Genomic DNA, 17,691 nt, shown 5'->3' on the forward strand with positions numbered 1-17,691 from the left:
ATCGCTTCGGTGCGCAACACCCTCGGAACACGCCAAACGCTCAATCCCAGCCGTGACGCGATGTTTCGCAGAGGTCTCGCAGGCGGGGGAGGGCTTCGCTTCTCACTCCGCCGGCGCCGGCACGGCGCCGGCCTCGGCCGGGGCACGCACGTCCACGCGGAAGAAGGCGGCATAGAGCGCCGGCACCACCAGCAAAGTGAGCACGGTCGCCACCAGGAGGCCGCCCATGATGGTGACCGCCATCGGCCCCCAGAACACGCTTCCCGCCAGCGGGATCATGCCCAGCACCGCCGCGAGCGCCGTCAGCACCACCGGGCGCGCCCGGCGCAGCGTGGCGTCGACGACGGCGCGGTGCGGCGCGTGGCCCTCGGCGATGTCGTGGTCGATCTGGTCCACCAGGATCACCGTGTTGCGCATGATCATGCCGGCGAGCGCGATCAGGCCGAGCAGCGCCACGAAGCCGAACGGGCGGTGCGCGATCAGCAGCGCCGCCGTGGCGCCGATGAGGCCGAGCGGCGCGGTGGCGAGCACCAGGCCGAGCCGCGAGAAGCTCTGCAGCTGGATCATCAGCAGCGTCAGCATGACGATGATCATCACCGGGAACACCGCGGCGAGCGAGGCATTGGCCTTGGCGCTCTCCTCGATGGAGCCGCCGGTCTCGATGCGGTAGCCCGCCGGCAGCCCGGCCTTGAGCGGGGCGAGGCGCGGCAGGATGCGGGTGGTCACGTCGGGCGGCTGCACGCCGTCCTTCACGTCGGCGCGGGCGGTGAGCACGATGTCGCGGTCGCGCCGCCACAGGATCGGCTCCTCGTGGGCGTAGGCGATGCGCGCCACCTGGGCGAGGGGCACCGGCGTGCCATTGCCGCCCGCCACCGTGAGCGCGGCGATGCGTTCCAGGTCCACCCGCTCCTCCGGCACCGCGCGCGCCACCACGTCGATGAGCAGGTTGCCCTCGCGGTGCTGGGTGACGGTATAGCCGGAGAGGAGCGTCTGGAGGGTCTCGGCCAGGTCGCGGGGCGTGGTGCCGATGGCGCGCGCGCGGTCCTGGTCCACCGCCAGGGTGATGGACTTGACCTGCTCGCCCCAATTGAGGTGCGGGTCGATGACGGCGGGGTCATGCGCCATCACCTGGCGCACCTTCTCGGCGATGTCGCGGACCATCAGCGGGTCGGGTCCGGCGATGCGGAACTGCACCGGGAAGCCCACCGGCGGGCCGAACACGAAGCGGTCGACGCGCACCCGCGCCTCGGGCAAAGCGCCATCGGCCACCGCCTGATCGAGCCGCGCCTTCAGCCGCTCGCGTGCCGCGACGTCCTTGGCGACGATGACGATCTGCGCGAAGTTCGGGTTCGGCAGCACCGGGTTGAGGCCGAGCCAGAAGCGCGGCGTGCCACGGCCCACATAGGTGGTGGCGGTGGCGATGTCGGGATCGCCCTGGATCAGCGCCTCCGCCTTGCGGGCGGTGGCCTCGGTGGCGGTGATGGAGGTGCCCTCGGGCAGCCGCATCTCCAGGAACAGCTCGGGCCGGGTCGAGGTGGGGAAGAACTGCTGCTGCACGAAGCCGAAGCCGGCGACCGACAGCGCGAACATCCCGAACGTGGTCCCGATCACCAGGAAGCGGTGCCTCAGGCAGGCTTCCAGCACCCGCCGCAGCAGGCGGTAGAGCCGCCCGTCATGGAGGTCATGGGCGCCGTGGACGCCCGCCTTCTTCATGTTCGGCAGCAGCATGTAGCCGAGATAGGGGGTGAAGATCACCGCCACGAACCATGACGCCACCAGCGCGATGCCCACCACCCAGAAGATGCCGCCGGCATATTCGCCGGAGGAGGACTTCGCGAACCCCACCGGCAGGAAGCCCGCCGCCGTCACCAGCGTGCCGGTGAGCATGGGGAAGGCGGTGGAGGTCCAGGCGAAGGTGGCGGCGCGGGCGCGGTCCCAGCCCTCCTCCATCTTCACCACCATCATCTCGATGGCGATGATGGCGTCGTCCACCAAGAGGCCGAGGGCGATGATGAGCGCGCCCAGCGTGATGCGGTGCAGGTCCATGCCGGAGGCGAACATCACCAGGAACACGATGGCGAGCACGAGGGGCACCGAGAGCGCCACCACGATGCCGGTGCGCAGGCCGAGCGAGAGCAGGCTCACCGCCAGCACGATCACCAGCGCCTCGCCGAAGGTCTTCAGGAACTCGCCCACGGATTCGCCGACGATGTGCGGCTGGTCCGCCACCTGGACCACGTCGATGCCGACCGGCAGCTCGCTCATCGCCTCGTCCATGGCGGCCTTCACCGCCTTGCCCCAGGTGATGATGTTCTGCCCCGCCGCCATGGAGACGCCGATGCCGAGCGCGCCCTTGCCGTTCTGGCGCACCAGGAAGGAGGGCGGGTCCTCGTAGCCGCGCTTCACGGTGGCGATGTCGCCGAGGCGCAGCAGCGCGCCGCCGGCATTCACCGGCACCTCGGCCACCGCCTTCTCGCCCGAGAAGGCGCCGGTGAGGCGCAGGTTGATGCGGTCGGCCCGCGTGTCGATGGCGCCGCCGGCCACCACCGCGTTCTGGCGCGCCACGCTGTCGAAGATCTGCTGCGGGGTGACGCCGAGGGTGGCGAGGCGGGCGTGGGAGAACTCGATATAGATGCGCTCGGGGCGCTCGCCCACGAGGTCGACCTTCTCGACCCCCGGCACGCGCAGGAGGCGCTGGCGGATCTCCTCCGCCTGCCGCTTCAGCTCGGCCGGCGATGCGCCCTTGCCGGAGAGCATGTAGAGGTTGGAATAGACGTCGCCATACTCGTCGTCGAAGCCGGGGCCGATGACGCCCGAGGGCAGGTCGCCCCTGATGTCGCCGACCTTCTTGCGCACCTGGTACCAGAGGTCCTTCACCTCGCGCGCCGGGGTGCTGTCGGCGAGGAACACCTGGACGAAGGAGACGCCGGGTCGCGAATAGCTCTCCACGCGGTCGAGGTGGGGCAGGGCCTGGAGCTTCTTCTCGATCGGGTCGGCCACCTGGGCCTGCATCTCCGAGGCGGTGGCGCCGGGCCAGGCGGCGGAGATCACCATCACCTTGATGGTGAAGGAGGGGTCCTCGGCGCGTCCCAGATTGAGGTAGGAATAGAGGCCCGAGGCGGCGAGCAGCAGGATCGCGAACAGGGTCAGGGCGCGGTGGGTGATGGCCCAGCGCGAGAGGTTGAAGCCGTCGGCGTCGTCGGGTGCGGGCTCGGGCGCACTCATGGCCGCGGTCATGGCCGCGCACCGCCGGCCGGCGCGACATTCGCCACCTGCGCCTTGGCCGGCACCGTGCGCACAGCGAGGCCCGGCTCCAGGGTCTGGACGCCCAGCGTCACCACCTCGTCGCCGTCCTTCAGGCCGGAGGCGATGATCACGTCCGCGTCGGTGTAGGCGACGATCTCCACCGGACGCGCGGCGAGGATGGAGGTCTTGGGCTCCACCACGAACACCAGCGGGCCGTGGCCCTTGTCGATGACGGCGGACAGCGGCAGCCGCGCCACCTTCGCTTGGTCCTTCGGGTGGAGCGTGACGGAGGCGGTCATGCCGAGCGCCACCGTCTCGTCGGGATCGAGGATGGTGAAGCGCGCCGGATAGGTGCGCGAGGTGGCGTCCGCCTGCGGCGAGAGCTCGCGCAGCCTCACCGGATAGGCCTTGCCGGGCGCGGCCCACAATTCCATGGAGGCCGGCGCGGTGCGCGCGTCGGCGAGGTCGATCTCGGGCAAGGCGACGAGCGCCTCCTTCTCGTCCAACCGTGCCACGCGCACGATGGTCTGGCCGGTGGCGACCACCTGGCCCGGCTCCGCCGCGGTGGCGATGACGACGCCCGCCTGGTCGGAGACGAGGTCGGCATAGGACAGCCGGTTCTGCGCCAGCTCCAGCGCGCGCCGGGCGCGCTCCAGGCGGCCGACGGCCTCCTCCTTGGCGAGCGCCTTGCGGTCGAGCTCGGCGGCGGAGGCGAAGCCCTTAGCGGTGAGCGAGCGCGCCCGCTCGTCCTCGGCCGCGTTCTGGGAGAGATTGGCCTTGGCGGCGGAAAGCTCGGCTTCGGCGCTTTGCAGCTCCAGCTTCAGGTCTTCGGGGTCGACCCGCGCCACCACCGTTCCTGGCGCGACGCGGTCGCCGATGCCGACCAGGCGCTGGGTGACCTTGCCGGGCACGCGGAAGGCGAGGTCGATCTCGCGCCGCGCCCGCACCACGCCGACGAAGCGCTTCTCCGCCTCGCGCGGGGCGAGGACGACGTTCACCACCTGAACCGGCCGGGCGCGCGGCCCCTCGGTCTGCGCCGGCGCGCTTTCGCCGCATCCGGCGAGGAACAGGAGGCCGATCAGCACGGCCGTGCCGGCGGCGAGGCGCAGGCCCGCGAGGGCGAGGCCGGCCGGCCCCGCAAGGGGCGTGTCCAGGTCGAGAGGGTCTCTCATGGCGAGCGTCCTGACCAGTGATGGGTTACGGTTCACAACTGACAAAAATCGTTGATCGTCAATTTCGGGGCGAGAAAGGCCCGCAGGCCGCCGCGTCCGATGTCGATGCGAGGACGCGCGACGGTCTGCGCCGCCGACACGCCGAAGGCGGGTCAGCCGCCTGCGCGGCGCCCCGTGCCTGCCGGTGGCGCCAGGGGCGCCCGCTCTTTCTCGACGCTGCGCAGGATGAAGCGCACGGTGGCGTCGAGCTGGCCCTCGAGATCCTCGTCGATGTTCTGGGCGATCAGCACCGGGTGGCAGAAGCGCATGCAGGTGCCGAGCAGGATCGCCGAGACCTGGGCCGGATCGTGCGGCACGAAGGTGCCGCTCCCTATGCCCTCGGCCAGGATGCCGGCGACCATGGCGCCGATGCGCGCCTTGTGGGCCTCGATGTTCTGCCAATTGTGCTCGATGGCGACCAGCACCATGTCGTGCACCCGCCGCTCGGCGAGGAAATTGGCCTTGTGATAGGCGAGGATGGCGGCATAGGCGGCGACAATCCGGTCCTGCGGCGTGCCGGGGCCGGCGGCGGCCTGCGCCACCACCACCTCGCTCTCGATGAGGCACTTCTGGCAGATGGTCTCGACGATGGCGTTCTTGGACGGGAAGAAGCGGTAGACATTGGCGGTCGACATGCCGAGCTCGTTGGCGATGTCCGCCACGGCGGTCTTGGCGAAGCCCATGCGGCGGAACAGCTCCTCCGCCACCTGGGCGATGCGTTCGCGGGTCTCGTCCGCCGTCTCCCTGCCGCGCGCGTTCACTCTTGGGGTGCCCTTGATTCAATTTCTGACGATTTTCATAAATCATCAGAAGTCAGGAGGCAAGCCTCCCGGGCGCCTTCGAGGGCGCGGCGTTCCGCAAGGCGGGAGCCGGCTCCGGGGCACGGCGGGGCTCCCTCTCCCTGTGGGAGAGGCGGGAGTGAGGGGATCGCCGCGCCGGAAAGCCCCCGCCCGGTTCAGGCGCGCAGCACCGCCCCGGTCTTCTTCGCCACCTCGGCGACGATCCTGCCCGCCACGGCCTCGATCTCCTCGTCGGTGAGCGTGCGCTCGCGCGGCTGGAGCGTGACCTCGACGGCGACCGACTTCTTGTCCGGGTCGATGCCCTTGCCCTCGTAGAGGTCGAACACGCCCACCCCGGTCACGAGCTTGCGGTCCACTCCCTGGGCGGCCTTGAGGATGTCGGCGGCGGCCACCTCGCGGCCCACCAGGAAGGCGAAGTCGCGCTTGACCGGCTGGAAGGCGGAGAGCTCCAGCGGGGGCTTCACCCGCGTCGCCTTGGCCTTGGGCTCGGGGATCTTGTCGAGCGTGATCTCGAACGCCACCAGCGGCCCGGAGACGTCGAGCGCCTCCAGCACCGCCGGGTGCACCTCGCCGAAATGGGCAAAAGCGTTGGAGCCGAGGCGCAGCGTGCCCGAGCGGCCGGGATGGTACCAGGCCGGCGCGTCCGCCGTGACCTGGAGGTTCGCCACCGGCGCGCCGCAGGCGGCAAGGGCGGCGACCGCGTCGGCCTTGGCGTCGAACACATCCACCGGGCCCGCCGCTCCGTCCCAGAAGCGGCCGGCGCCGTCGGGCTTGGCGGTGGCGCGGCGGATGCCGGAGGCGGACTGGCGCTGGTCGCCCGCGCCGTCGCCGAGGAACACCTGGCCCACCTCGAACAGCGCCACGTCGGCGAAGCCCCGGTCCGCGTTCGCCTGGGCGGCGCGGATCAGGCCCGGCAGCAGGCTCGGGCGCATGTCGGAGAGGTCGGCGGCGATGGGGTTGGAGAGCGCCAGCTCCGGCTTGCCGCCGCCGAACGCCTCGGCTTCCGCCTTGGAGACGAACGACCAGGTCACCGCCTCCACGAGGCCGCGCGCGGCCAGCGCGCGCCGCGCCTTGCGGGTGCGCAGCTGGAGCGTCGTGAGAACGGGCTTGCGTGCGTCGGCGTCGCGCGGGAACTCGGTCGACGGCACGCGCTCGAGGCCGAGGATGCGCACCACCTCCTCCACCAGGTCCGCCTTGCCTTCGATGTCGCCGCGCCAGGAGGGCGGCACCACGTCGAGCACCGGCGCTGAGCCGGAGACGGCGAAGCCGAGCTTGCCCAGCACGTCGCGGATCTCCGCCTCGGAGGCATCGAGCCCGGACAGGCGCTTCACCTCGGAGAGCGGGAAGGCGATGGTGCGCGTCGTGTCCGGGATCGCGCCGGCGAGCACCACCTCGGACGCCTCGCCGCCGCACATCTCAAGGATGAGGTGCGTGGCAAGGTCCAGCCCCGGCAGGGTGAATTCGGGGTCGATGCCGCGCTCGAAGTGGAAGCGCGCGTCCGAATTGATGCCGAGCCTGCGCCCGGTCTGGGCGATGTTGATGGGCTCCCAGAGCGCGCTCTCGATCACCACGTCGACGGTCGCCGCGTCGCAGCCCGATTCCTCCCCGCCCATGATGCCGGCGAGGCTCTCGACACCCTTGCCGTCGGCGATCACGCACATGCTCTCGTCGAGCGTGTAGGTCTTGCCGTCGAGCGCCAGCAGCGTCTCGCCCGCCGTCGCTCGGCGCACCACGAGGTCGCCCGTGACCTTCTTCAAGTCGAAGACGTGCAGCGGGCGGTTGCGGTCGAAGGTCATGAAGTTCGTCACGTCCACCAGCGCGTTGATGGGGCGCAGGCCGATGGCGCGCAGGCGGTCCTGGAGCCACTGCGGCGAGGGGCCGTTCTTCACGCCCCTCACCACCCGGAGCGCGAAGGCGGGGCAGAGCGACGGCGTGTCGCCGAACGCCAGCGTCACCTTCAGCGGGGCGGGGAAGGCGCCTTCCACCGGCTTCACGCGCGGCGCCATCAGCTCGCCGAGGCCGGCGGCGGCGAGGTCGCGGGCGACGCCGGAGACGCCGAGGCAGTCGGCGCGGTTGGGGGTGACGGCGATCTCGACCACCGGGTCGTTGAGGCCGAGAACCTCCGCGAACGGCGCGCCCACGGGCGCGTCGGCGGGCAGCTCGATGATGCCCTCATGCTCCTCGGACAGCCCCATCTCGCGCGCCGAGCACAGCATGCCCCGGCTCTCCACGTCGCGGATCTTGCCGATCTTCAGCTCGGTGCCGGTGGCAGGGATGACGGTGCCGGGCGCGGCGAACACGGTCTTGAGGCCGGCGCGCGCGTTGGGGGCGCCGCACACCACCTGGATGGGGTCGCCCTTGCCGATGGAGACGGTGCAGACCCTCAGCTTGTCGGCGTTGGGGTGCTTCTCGGCCGTGAGCACCTCGCCCACCACGAAGGGGGCGAGCAGCTTCGCCTTGTCCTCCACCCCCTCGACCTCCAGGCCGATGAGGGACAGGCGCTCGACGATTGTCTCGAAGCTGGCGGTGGGCTGAAGGTGATCCTTGAGCCAGGAATAGGTGAATTTCATCGGTCTTGGTCCTTTTCCTGATCCGCCGGCTCAATCTTCCTGGGGCTTTCCCCCTCCCAACCCTCCCCCGCAAGCGGGAGAGGGCTTTGCCCGCTCGCGCCATCCTGGCTCCCTGTCCCGCTTGCGGGGGAGGGCCGGGGAGGGGGCCGGCGGGAGACCGCGGCGGCGCTTATGGTTTCGAGCACGCCACTCGGATTGTTCAGCACGTCGAGATTGGAGAAGCGCAGCACCTCAAAGCCGCGGTGAGCGAGAAACGCGTCGCGCCGGGCATCTCTTTCCTGCCCTCGGGCATCAAAATGCTGGCCGCCATCCACTTCGACGACGAGACGGGCGGCCGCACAGGCAAAATCCACCACGAAGGGGCCGATTGGATGCTGGCGGCGAAAGCTCAGGCCCGCGAGGCGATGACCGCGAAGGGCGCGCCACAAAGCCTGCTCGGCATCCGTCTGGTTGCCACGCAAAGCGCGCGCACGTACGCGTTGGCCACGGGAAACGCGCCATGAGGGAGCCGGATCGTCGCGCTCTTCGGTCATGGTCCTGCGCCCTGCTCCAAGGCTCCATTCCCCCTCCCAACCTTCCCCCGCAAGCGGGAGAGGGCTTTGCCCGCTCGCGCCATCCTGGCTCCCTCTCCCGCTTGCGGGGGAGGGCCGGGGAGGGGGCACGGCCGGGTGCATCTTCACTTACGCGCTCAGTCCGCCGGCCAGCGTCGGGAAATCCAGCGGGCGGAAGCCGTAGTGGGAGAGCCAGCGCACGTCGGCCTCGAAGAAGGCGCGCAGGTCGCTCATGCCGTATTTCAGCATGGCGATGCGGTCGATCCCCATGCCCCAGGCGAAGCCCTGGTACTCGTCCGGGTCGATGCCGCAGTTCCTCAGCACGTTGGGGTGCACCATCCCGCAACCGAGGATCTCCAGCCAGTCATTGCCCTCGCCGAAGCGGATCTCGCCGGGACGCGAGCGGTCGCACTGGATGTCCACTTCCATCGACGGCTCGGTGAAGGGGAAGAAGGACGGGCGGAAGCGCATCTTCACCCCCTCCACCTCGAAGAAGGCCTTGCAGAACTCCTGGAGGATCCACTTCAGGTGGCCGAGGTGCGCCGACTTGTCGATCACCAGCCCTTCCACCTGGTGGAACATGGGCGTGTGGGTCTGGTCCGAATCGCAGCGATAGGTGCGGCCGGGGCAGATGACGCGGATCGGCGGCTGCTTCGTCTGCATGGTGCGCACCTGCACCGGCGAGGTGTGGGTGCGCAGCACCTTGCGCTCGCCGTCCGGACCGGGCGGCAGGAAGAAGGTGTCGTGCATCTCGCGCGCCGGATGGCCGGCCGGGAAGTTCAGCGCCGTGAAGTTGTGGAAGTCGTCCTCGATGTCCGGTCCTTCCGCCACCGAGAATCCCATGTCGGCGAAGATGGCGGTCAATTCCTCCATCACCTGGGAGATGGGATGCACGCGGCCGATCTCCGCCGGGCTCTCGCGCACGGGGAGCGTCACGTCCACCTTCTCTGTGGCGAGGCGGGCCTCCAGCGCCGCGGCCTTCAGCGTCTCGCGGCGCGCGGCCATGAGGCCCTGGACGCGGTCGCGCAGGCCGTTGATGGCGGGGCCCATCACCTTGCGCTCGTCCGGGCTCATGGCGCCGAGCGACTTCAGTAGCTCGGAGACGGAGCCCTTCTTGCCGAGCGCGGAGATGCGCACCTGCTCCAGGGCGGCCTCGTCGGCGCTCGCGAGGATGGCGGTGGCGATCTCGCGCTCCAAGGCGTCGAGGGCGGGGTGGTCGGTCAGGACGAGGTCGGACATGGTCGAAGCCTTCGGATTCCAGCCGGCTGGGAGAAGCCGTCATCCTCGGGCTTGACCCGAGGATCCACGCCGGACCGCTCGCGCGGCGCCCGGATCGCGTGGATGGCCGGGTCAAGCCTGGCCATGACGGCAGGTGGTGTTTCGGCGCCGCTTATAGACGCGGGTCGCCGAAAGGCAAAAGCCCCGCACGGCAAGCCGTCGGGGCTGATGGGGTCTCGGAAAAGACGGGAGGGAAGGAGCCGCCCTCGGGCGAGCGCGGCCTTTCGCCGTCGCAGCGCTCAGGCGAGAGCTGCATTCGGCACCTGCGCAGCGCTCAGGCGAGCGCTGCCTTGGCCTTCTCCACCAGGGCCTTGAACGCGTCGGGCTCGTGGATGGCGATATCCGAGAGCACCTTGCGGTCGACCTCGATCCCGGCCTTGCCGAGACCGTCGATAAATCGCGAATAGGTCAGGTCGAGATCGAGCGCGCGCACGCCGGCGTTGATGCGCTGGATCCAGAGGGCGCGGAAGTTCCGCTTCTTCACCTTGCGGTCGCGGTAGGCATACTGCATCGACCGCTCGACGGCGGACTTCGCGGCGCGGATGGTGTTCTTGCGGCGGCCGTAAAAGCCCTTGGCGGCTTTGAAGACCTTCTTGTGCTTGGCGTGGGAGGTAACGCCACGTTTCACGCGGGCCATGGAAAAGCTCCTTCAGATCGCGGTGCGGCGTCAGCCGTTCGGCAGGAACGACTTGCGAATGATCCGCCCGTCGCACTCGGCGAGGATGGTCGTGCCGCGCTGGTTGCGGATCTGGTTGTTGGTCCGCTTGATCATGCCGTGGCGCTTGCCCGCCTGGCCGGCGATCACTTTTCCCGTACCCGTGAGGCGGAAGCGTTTCTTCGCTCCCGACTTGGTCTTCATCTTGGGCATTTGGCTCTCCGTGGCACGGGTCATTGGCCGCCTTGCGGCGCCGACCCCCAGCCTCTTGTTGCTGTTGAGCGGTATGAGCGGGCGCGGCAGCCCTATTGGCCGGCCCGCTCGAAGGCGGCAGTCGTTACAGGAGCCGGGGCCGAAAGGCAAGGCCTTGGCCGGCTCCGCGGGTCTTCGCCCGCGATCCCGGCGCCCCGGAACGGCCGCGTTGTCGGCGCGGCCCTCCTTATGTAACGGTGGGGCCGGGCGCGCGCCCGCTCCTGCCCTGCACGCCGTCGAGCCCTCATGACCCTTTATCCCACGCCGAGCAACCCCGTCCCGGACGGCGCCGTCACGGGCGAGATCACCACCGCCGACGGCGTGCGCCTCAGGTTCGCGCGGTTCCCGCCCCGGGACACGCTGCGCGGCACGGTGGCGGTGCTGACCGGGCGCACCGAGTTCATCGAGAAGTATTTCGAGGTGGTGCGCGACCTCCAGGCGCGGGGCTTCGCGGTGGCGGTGCTCGACTGGCGCGGGCAGGGCGGCTCGCAGCGCCTCGCCTCGAATCCGCGCAAGGGCCATGTGCGGCGCTTCTCCGACTATCTCGCCGACCTCGACGCGTTCGCCAAGCAGGTGCTGCTGCCGGACTGTCCGGCGCCGCACTTCGCGCTCGGCCATTCCATGGCCGGCACCATCCTTTTGGAAGCCGTGGTGGCCGGGCGGCGCTGGTTCGACCGCATGGTGCTGTGCGCGCCGATGCTGGGGCTGGAGGTGGTGCCCATGGAGGGCCTCACCCGGCCTCTGGTGCGCGGCCTGTCGCTGGTCGGCTTCTCGCGCGCCTACGTGCCGGGCGGCGGCTCCGCCGCGATCACGGAGATGCCGTTCCAGGGCAACATCCTCACCTCCGATCCCGTGCGCTACTCCCGCGCCGCCGAGATCGTGCGCGCGCACCCGGAGCTGGGCCTTGGAGCGCCCACCATCGGCTGGCTCGCCGCGGCCTATGAGAGCATGGGCCGGCTCGCCCATCCCGAGACCGTGCTCGGCATCCGCCAGCCGCTGCTGATGGTGGCGGCCGGGGCGGACCGGCTGGTCTCCAACGATGCCATCGAGAAGCTCTCGGCGCGGCTGATCGCCGGCGCCCACGTGGTGGTGCCGGCCAGCCGGCACGAGATCCTGATGGAGCGGGACCTGTTCCGCGCCCAGTTCTGGGCCGCCTTCGACGCCTTCATCCCCGGCACGCCGCTCTGAGCGGGCGCCGGGCCGCCGGCGTCAGGCGCCGAGCGCCTTCAATGCCGCCGCGTGGGCCTTCGGGCTGCCGGCCGCGACCACGCGCCCGCCGGCCACCGGCGAGCCGCCCTCCCAATTGGTCACGACGCCGCCTGCGCCCTCGATGATGGGCACCAGGGCGATGACGTCGTGGTCCTGGAGGTTGGTCTCGATCACGAGGTCGATCAGGCCCGCCGCCACCATGCAATAGGCATAGCAGTCGCCGCCGTAGCGCGAGAGGCGCACCTTTGCCTCAACGGTCTCGAAGGCGGCGCGGTCGTCGTCGTCCATGAGGCGCGGGCTGGTGGTGTAAAGCACCGCGTCCTCGAGGCGCTCGCAATCGCGCGTGAACAGGGCGCGCGCGCCCGCCGGGCCGGTATAGCGCGCGCCCTTGCCGTCGCCGAAGAAGCGCTCGCCGATGAAGGGCTGGTGCATCATGCCGTAGACCGCCGCCCCGTCCTTCAGGAGGCCGATGAGCGTGCCCCAGGCAGGCAGGCCGGCGATGAACGACTTGGTGCCGTCGATGGGATCGAGCGCCCAGACATAGGGCGCGTCGGGGTTCAGGTTGTCGAACTCCTCGCCGATGATGCCGTGGTCCGGGAAGGTGGAGGTGATGAGCCTGCGCATCACCTGCTCGGCGGCGCGGTCGGCCTCGGTGACCGGATCGAAGGCGCGGCCGCGGCTCTTGTCCTCGATGCTGAGCGCGGTGCGGAAGAAGGGCAGGATCGCCTCTCCCGACGCGGTGGCCAGCTGGTGGACGAAGGAGTCGAATGCCACGGCCGTCATGAAGGTCCACCTCGTCGTCGGATTGCGCGATGCGCCGGGCGTGCCGGCGGGGCAAGTAAGCGCGAGAGGGGGCCGAAGCCAAGGGGAATAGCGGCCGGCTGCGGCCTCCGGCGGTTCCGGCTTCGCACCTGCGGGAGGGATGCGGGCGGCCGCTACGACTAAAGACGAATGTCCAGCGTTTGCAAGGGGCGGCGCTGACCGCGTGGCGCTTCCGCGCCGCCGGCGCCCGGGCTGGCTCAAACGCGGGCAGGGCAGGGGCCGGCCGCCGCCTGCGGCGCGGGCACAATCCATCAAGCTGTTGACTAAAAACGATTTATATCCGCGAAAGGCTGCCTAAACAATCACCGCCGGGTGATCTTGCGACGAAAGGGGGAAGTCCGCATATTAGTGCAGCGCGGCATTGCTTGTTGCAGTGCCGCTGCCCTCCTTGGGCGTTTCCTCCCTAGACTTGGGCCGCTCCGGTTTCGTGAGCGGCCCCTTTCTTTTCCGGGTCTTTTCCGGGCCAGCGCGGCGGTTCCGGACGGGCGGCGGACGGCGCTCCTGGAAGCCCGGACGATGCTGCCGGACCCCCGCGAAATCCCGCCGAAATCCTTCCCAAATCCCGCCGGACCTCGCGCAATCCCGCTACGTCCCGTCCCGCCACGCCGACACCCTGCATGCTCAGGGCCCCTGGCATCGCGGCACGCCTTCCTCGCCTCGCGCGCGCCGCCATGGACGGGCCGGCAGCCCGTCCGGGCGCTGGCCAAGCTTCGGCACGGAGGAGGGGGCCGAGCAGCGGGGCGGCTGCGTCGAGGGGGGGGGCGTCGTAAGGGGGCCTTTATCGGGGCGGCCCTTTATCGGGGCGGCCCTTTATCGGGGCGGCTTCGTCGGGAGGGGGTCGCGCAGACGATCTGGGCCGCCGGTCGGGGCGAGTCGCCCGCGCGGGCTGGCATCCCGCGGTGCACGCCCAGATTTGGACACAAACCGTCGCCGAGAGCCGTACGGCACCGTTTCCGCTGCCCGAGGGCGCGGAAATTCTTCTCATTAAATCAGGTGATTAGAAAAAATCGCTACCGTGCGACAACCAAGCACTTGCTTTCTGGCGGCGCAATGGGCTATTGCTGCACTGCGACATGGCGATTGGCGTCGCTGTGTCGCTGCCCTCCTTGGGCGTTTCCTCCCTAGACTTGGGCCGTTCGCTCTCGCGGACGGCCCCTTTCTTTTTGGGCCGGCAACTCTGGCTCTCCGGCCAGCTCCCTGCGATCCTGGATCGTTCCGCTTCTGATCGAGCGGGTTTCGCCGATCCGCTCCTGCGCTCCTGCGCACTACAGGCCCGCCCGTCGCGACGTCCGGCCTTGCGTTTGTCCGGCCTTGAGTTGCCGGCCTTGCGTTCAATCCCTAGACTTGAGCCGTTCTTCAGCTTCTGCCTGTTGTTCAGCCTGCGCGCGCGAAGGCTGCTCTCTCCTGCGGGACCTCCCCCGACGCAAAGGACACCGTTCGCCGCTCCAAGGAGCGGTTGTCGCACGACGGCCTTCACGGAAGCGGATGGCCCTGTCCTTCTGGACGTCTCCCCTGGCGCGGAGACCCGGTCATTTGCCGGCATTCACGGGGCAAGCAGCTACCCTCGTCGGTCCACGGCAAATTCGTATATCTGCCATTCGAAAAACGCAAGGCACCTTTTTGACGAATTTCCGACAGCCTCATTCGGCGGCGGCGCGGGGCGGCTCCAGCGCATCGGCGACGGCCGCCATCAGCCGCGGAACCAGCGCCCCGATGTCGCCGCGCAGCGCCGCGAAGCCGGAGCCCCGCTCGTAGACCGCCTCCTCCATGTAGAGGCCGCGATTGATCTCGATCTGCACCGCGTGCAGGCCGGCTGAGGGGTTGCCGTAGTGCTCGGTGATGTAGCCGCCCGCATAGGGCTTGTTGCGCACCACCCGGTAGCCGAGCGCCGAAAGCTCGCGCTCCAGCGCGTCGGTCACCGCCTCGGCGCAACTGGTGCCGTAGCGGTCGCCGATGACGAAGTCGGCCCGCGCGGCGTCGTCGCGGGTGGAGACCGAGGGCATGGAGTGGCAGTCCACCAGCACCGCGACGCCGAACCGCCGCTGGGTGCGCGCCACCAGCCGGCGCAGCGCCTGGTGATAGGGCTTGTAGAAGGCCTCGATGCGCTCCAGCGCCTCGGCCACCGAAAGCCGGCGCGGATAGATCTCCTGCGCGTCGCCCACCACGCGGGCGATGGTGCCGAGGCCGCCGGAGACGCGGATCGAGCGCGTGTTGGCGAACGGCGGCAGCCGGCCCTCGAACATGCGCGGGTCGAGCTCGTAGGGCTCGCGGTTGAGGTCCAGGAAGGCGCGCGGGAACAGCGCCCGCATCAGCGGCGCCCCCGCCACCACCGCGGGCAGGAACAGCTCGTCCACGAAGCTGTCCTCGGAGCGCCGCAGGGTCTGGAAGTCGAGCTTGGCCTGCTCGACGAAGGCGCGCGGATAGATGCGCCCCGAGTGGGGGGAGTTGAAGACGAGCGGCGTTCCGGCCTCGTCGGGAGCCAGGATCTCGAAGGCAGGATCGATGGTGTCGGCGAGGCAGGCAGTCATCGAGCGCCGGCGGCTCCTTCGATGTTTGGGAAAGAAGACCTTAACGGTGCGCCGCGCGGCTGGAAAGGTCAGATGCCATATTGCTTCCCGCAGGGTCAGGCCCGGCGCATCGCGAGCGTTGCCGGTTCAGCCGGCGCGGCGGGGACAGCTGGCGCGGCGCCGCTTTCACCTCGAATTTACCCGTTGGCGCGATGAAGGCCCATGCGCCCCCGCCCGGGCCGGGGCGGCTGGGTTCAATGATTTGAGGGGACGGGGCGTGGCCAAGATCCTGCTCGCGGAAGACGACAACGACATGCGCCGCTTTCTGGTCAAGGCGCTGCAGAACGCCGGCTATTCCGTGGCCTCCTACGACAACGGCAAGTCTGCCTACGAGCGCATGCGCGAGGAGCCGTTCGAGCTTCTGCTCACCGACATCGTCATGCCGGAGATGGACGGCATCGAGCTGGCGCGCCGCGCCACCGAGCTCGATCCCGACCTCAAGGTGATGTTCATCACCGGTTTCGCCGCCGTGGCGCTGAACGCGGACGTGGACGCGCCGTCGGAGGCCAAGGTGCTTTCCAAGCCGTTCCACCTGCGCGACCTGGTCGCCGAGGTGGGCAAGGTGCTCGACGCCGCCTGAGCCGCGTCACCGTCCCGCCTTGCGGAGGCCGGGCGCACCTGCGAAAAGGCGCGCCCATGATCGTTCTCGACGAAATCTCGCTGCGCCTCGCCGGGCGCCTGCTCATCGACCACGCCTCGGTGGCCATCCCCGAGGGCGCGCGCGTGGGCGTCGTCGGCCGCAACGGCTCGGGCAAGACCACGCTGTTCAAGGCGCTGGTGGGCGAGCTGGAGCTGGAGAGCGGCTCCATCCGCCTGCCGAGCCGCACCCGCATCGGCCGCGTCGCCCAGGAAGCGCCCGCCGGTCCCGACAGCCTGCTGGAGCGGGTGCTCGCCGCCGACACCGAGCGCGCGGCGCTGATGGCCGAGCGCGAGAGCTCGACCGACGGCACCCGCATGGCGGAGATCGAGACCCGCCTCATCGACATCGATGCCCATTCCGCCCCGGCGCGCGCCGCCACCATCCTCGCCGGCCTCGGCTTCGACGAGAGCGCGCAATCGCGGCCCTGCGCGGAATTCTCCGGCGGCTGGCGCATGCGCGTCGCGCTCGCCGCGCTCCTGTTCACCGAGCCGGACCTGCTGCTGCTCGACGAGCCCACCAACTATCTCGACCTCGAAGGCACGCTCTGGCTCCAGGACTACCTCGCGCACTATCCGCGCACGGTCATCCTCATCAGCCACGACCGCGACCTGCTCGATACCTCGGTGGACCACATCCTCCACCTCGCGAACCAGAAGCTCACCCTCTACAAGGGCGGCTTCACCGGCTTCGACCGCCAGCGGCGCGAGCGCCTCCTGCTCGACCAGAAGGCGCGCAAGAAGCAGGAAGCCAAGCGCGCGCACATGGAATCCTTCGTCGCCCGCTTCCGCGCCAAGGCGACCAAGGCCAAGCAGGCCCAGTCGCGCCTCAAGGCGCTGGCCAAGATGGAGCCGCTCTCGGCCGAGGTGTCCGACGAGGCGGCTTCGATCTCCATCCGCCATCCCGAGCGCCTGCTGTCCCCGCCGATCGTGGTGCTGGATCACGTGGCGGTGGGCTACGTGCCCGGCAAGCCGGTGCTGCGCGACCTCGATTTGCGCATCGACGAGGACGACCGCATCGCCCTGCTCGGGCCGAACGGCAACGGCAAGTCCACCTTCGCCAAGCTCATCGCCGACCGCCTGAAGGCGGACAGCGGCAACGTGGTGCGCGCCGACAAGCTGGAGGTGGCCTATCTCGCCCAGCACCAGCTCGACGAGCTGCACGCCGACGAGAGCCCGGCCCAGCACGTGCGCCGGCTGATGAAGGATGCGCCCGAATCGCGGGTGCGCGGGCGCGCCGCCGAGATGGGCTTTTCCGGCAGCGCCGCCGACACCAAGGTCGCGGCGCTGTCGGGCGGCGAGAAGGCGCGCCTGCTGCTCGGCCTCGCCTGCTTCAACGGCCCGCATCTGCTGATCCTCGACGAGCCGACGAACCATCTCGACATCGAGGCCCGCTCGGCCCTCATCGAGGCGCTGAACGACTTTCCCGGCGCGGTGATCCTGATCTCCCACGACCGGCATCTGCTGGAGGCCTGCGCCGAGCGGCTGTGGCGCGTCTCCGGCGGCACCGTGAAGCCCTATGACGGCGATCTCGACCAGTATCGCCGCGAGGTGCTCTCGAAATCCGACGGCGACCGCATGACCGGCGACGGCCGCAGGGACCGCGCCGAGGCGCGCCAGGCGGAAGGCGGGCCGAAGCGGCGCGTCGCCACCGGTCCGATCAAGAAGCGCATCCGCGAGCTGGAAGGCCAGGTGGAGAAGCTGGAGAAGGAGATCGCCGAGATCGACCTCAAGCTCTCCGAGCCGGGCCTGCATGCCAGGAAGCCCTTCGACGCCGCCCGCTTCGCCAAGGCGCGCGAGGAGATGGTGGCAGCGCTCGGCCGCGCCGAGGAAGACTGGCTCGCCGCCAGCGCCGAGCTGGAGGAAGCGGGCGGGTAGGGGGCGCCCCCCTCGC

General features: G+C 70.0%; 13 protein-coding genes. 3 read left to right on the top strand and 10 right to left on the bottom strand.

Annotated elements, in window-relative coordinates; translation table 11 throughout:
* Positions 1-102: 102 nt before the first annotated feature.
* The 8 genes from V5F67_RS05900 to rpmI form a co-directional block, all read right to left on the bottom strand.
* Positions 103-3,225 carry an efflux RND transporter permease subunit gene (locus V5F67_RS05900; RefSeq protein WP_394021995.1) on the bottom strand — a complete coding sequence of 1,041 codons (3,123 nt, stop codon included), beginning with the start codon at positions 3,223-3,225 and terminating at the stop codon, positions 103-105.
* An 8-nt stretch (positions 3,226-3,233) separates the two neighbouring features.
* Entirely contained in the window at positions 3,234-4,418 is a 1,185-nt protein-coding gene (locus V5F67_RS05905) for an efflux RND transporter periplasmic adaptor subunit (protein ID WP_394021994.1), read from the bottom strand.
* A gap of 152 nt (positions 4,419-4,570) precedes the next feature.
* Positions 4,571-5,218 carry a TetR/AcrR family transcriptional regulator gene (locus V5F67_RS05910; RefSeq protein WP_394021993.1) on the bottom strand — a complete coding sequence of 216 codons (648 nt, stop codon included), beginning with the start codon at positions 5,216-5,218 and terminating at the stop codon, positions 4,571-4,573.
* A gap of 194 nt (positions 5,219-5,412) precedes the next feature.
* Positions 5,413-7,827, bottom strand: a complete 2,415-nt coding sequence (gene pheT / locus V5F67_RS05915; protein ID WP_394021992.1) for a phenylalanine--tRNA ligase subunit beta — start codon at positions 7,825-7,827, stop codon at positions 5,413-5,415.
* On the bottom strand, positions 7,824-8,501 hold the full coding sequence (locus tag V5F67_RS05920; protein WP_509210656.1) for a DUF559 domain-containing protein: 678 nt from the start codon (positions 8,499-8,501) through the stop codon (positions 7,824-7,826). Before V5F67_RS05920 ends, pheT begins: the two co-directional genes overlap by 4 nt.
* Before the next feature lie 6 nt (positions 8,502-8,507).
* Positions 8,508-9,617, bottom strand: a complete 1,110-nt coding sequence (pheS, locus tag V5F67_RS05925) for a phenylalanine--tRNA ligase subunit alpha (protein WP_394021990.1) — start codon at positions 9,615-9,617, stop codon at positions 8,508-8,510.
* Between the two features lie 313 nt (positions 9,618-9,930).
* A complete protein-coding gene (gene rplT / locus V5F67_RS05930) occupies positions 9,931-10,293 on the bottom strand; it encodes a 50S ribosomal protein L20 (protein ID WP_121622522.1) in 363 nt (120 codons plus the stop codon).
* A 30-nt stretch (positions 10,294-10,323) separates the two neighbouring features.
* A complete protein-coding gene (rpmI, locus tag V5F67_RS05935) occupies positions 10,324-10,524 on the bottom strand; it encodes a 50S ribosomal protein L35 (RefSeq protein ID WP_169123990.1) in 201 nt (66 codons plus the stop codon).
* Positions 10,525-10,809: 285 nt separating this feature from the next.
* On the opposite strand from rpmI, the gene V5F67_RS05940 reads away from it, so the two are divergent.
* A complete protein-coding gene (locus V5F67_RS05940; protein ID WP_394021989.1) occupies positions 10,810-11,751 on the top strand; it encodes an alpha/beta fold hydrolase in 942 nt (313 codons plus the stop codon).
* Between the two features lie 21 nt (positions 11,752-11,772).
* On the opposite strand, the gene hisN is transcribed toward V5F67_RS05940, so the two are convergent.
* Both hisN and V5F67_RS05950 read right to left on the bottom strand, forming a co-directional pair.
* Complete coding sequence (gene hisN / locus V5F67_RS05945) at positions 11,773-12,555, bottom strand: histidinol-phosphatase (RefSeq protein ID WP_394021988.1); 783 nt, start codon at positions 12,553-12,555, stop codon at positions 11,773-11,775.
* A 1,679-nt stretch (positions 12,556-14,234) separates the two neighbouring features.
* Positions 14,235-15,122 (bottom strand): N-formylglutamate amidohydrolase, encoded by an 888-nt coding sequence (locus tag V5F67_RS05950; RefSeq protein ID WP_394021987.1) that lies wholly within the window; start codon positions 15,120-15,122, stop codon positions 14,235-14,237.
* 256 nt (positions 15,123-15,378) lie between these two features.
* Between V5F67_RS05950 and cpdR the strand changes: the two genes are divergently transcribed.
* Together cpdR and V5F67_RS05960 are read left to right on the top strand one after the other, a co-directional pair.
* Complete coding sequence (gene cpdR / locus V5F67_RS05955; RefSeq protein WP_394021986.1) at positions 15,379-15,741, top strand: cell cycle two-component system response regulator CpdR; 363 nt, start codon at positions 15,379-15,381, stop codon at positions 15,739-15,741.
* Positions 15,742-15,797: 56 nt separating this feature from the next.
* Positions 15,798-17,675: an ABC-F family ATP-binding cassette domain-containing protein gene (locus V5F67_RS05960; protein ID WP_394021985.1), complete on the top strand. Its 1,878-nt coding sequence runs from the start codon at positions 15,798-15,800 to the stop codon at positions 17,673-17,675.
* The last annotated feature ends 16 nt before the right edge of the window (positions 17,676-17,691 follow it).

It is taken from the genome of Xanthobacter pseudotagetidis (assembly GCF_043194795.2).
GTDB lineage: Bacteria > Pseudomonadota > Alphaproteobacteria > Rhizobiales > Xanthobacteraceae > Xanthobacter > Xanthobacter tagetidis_A.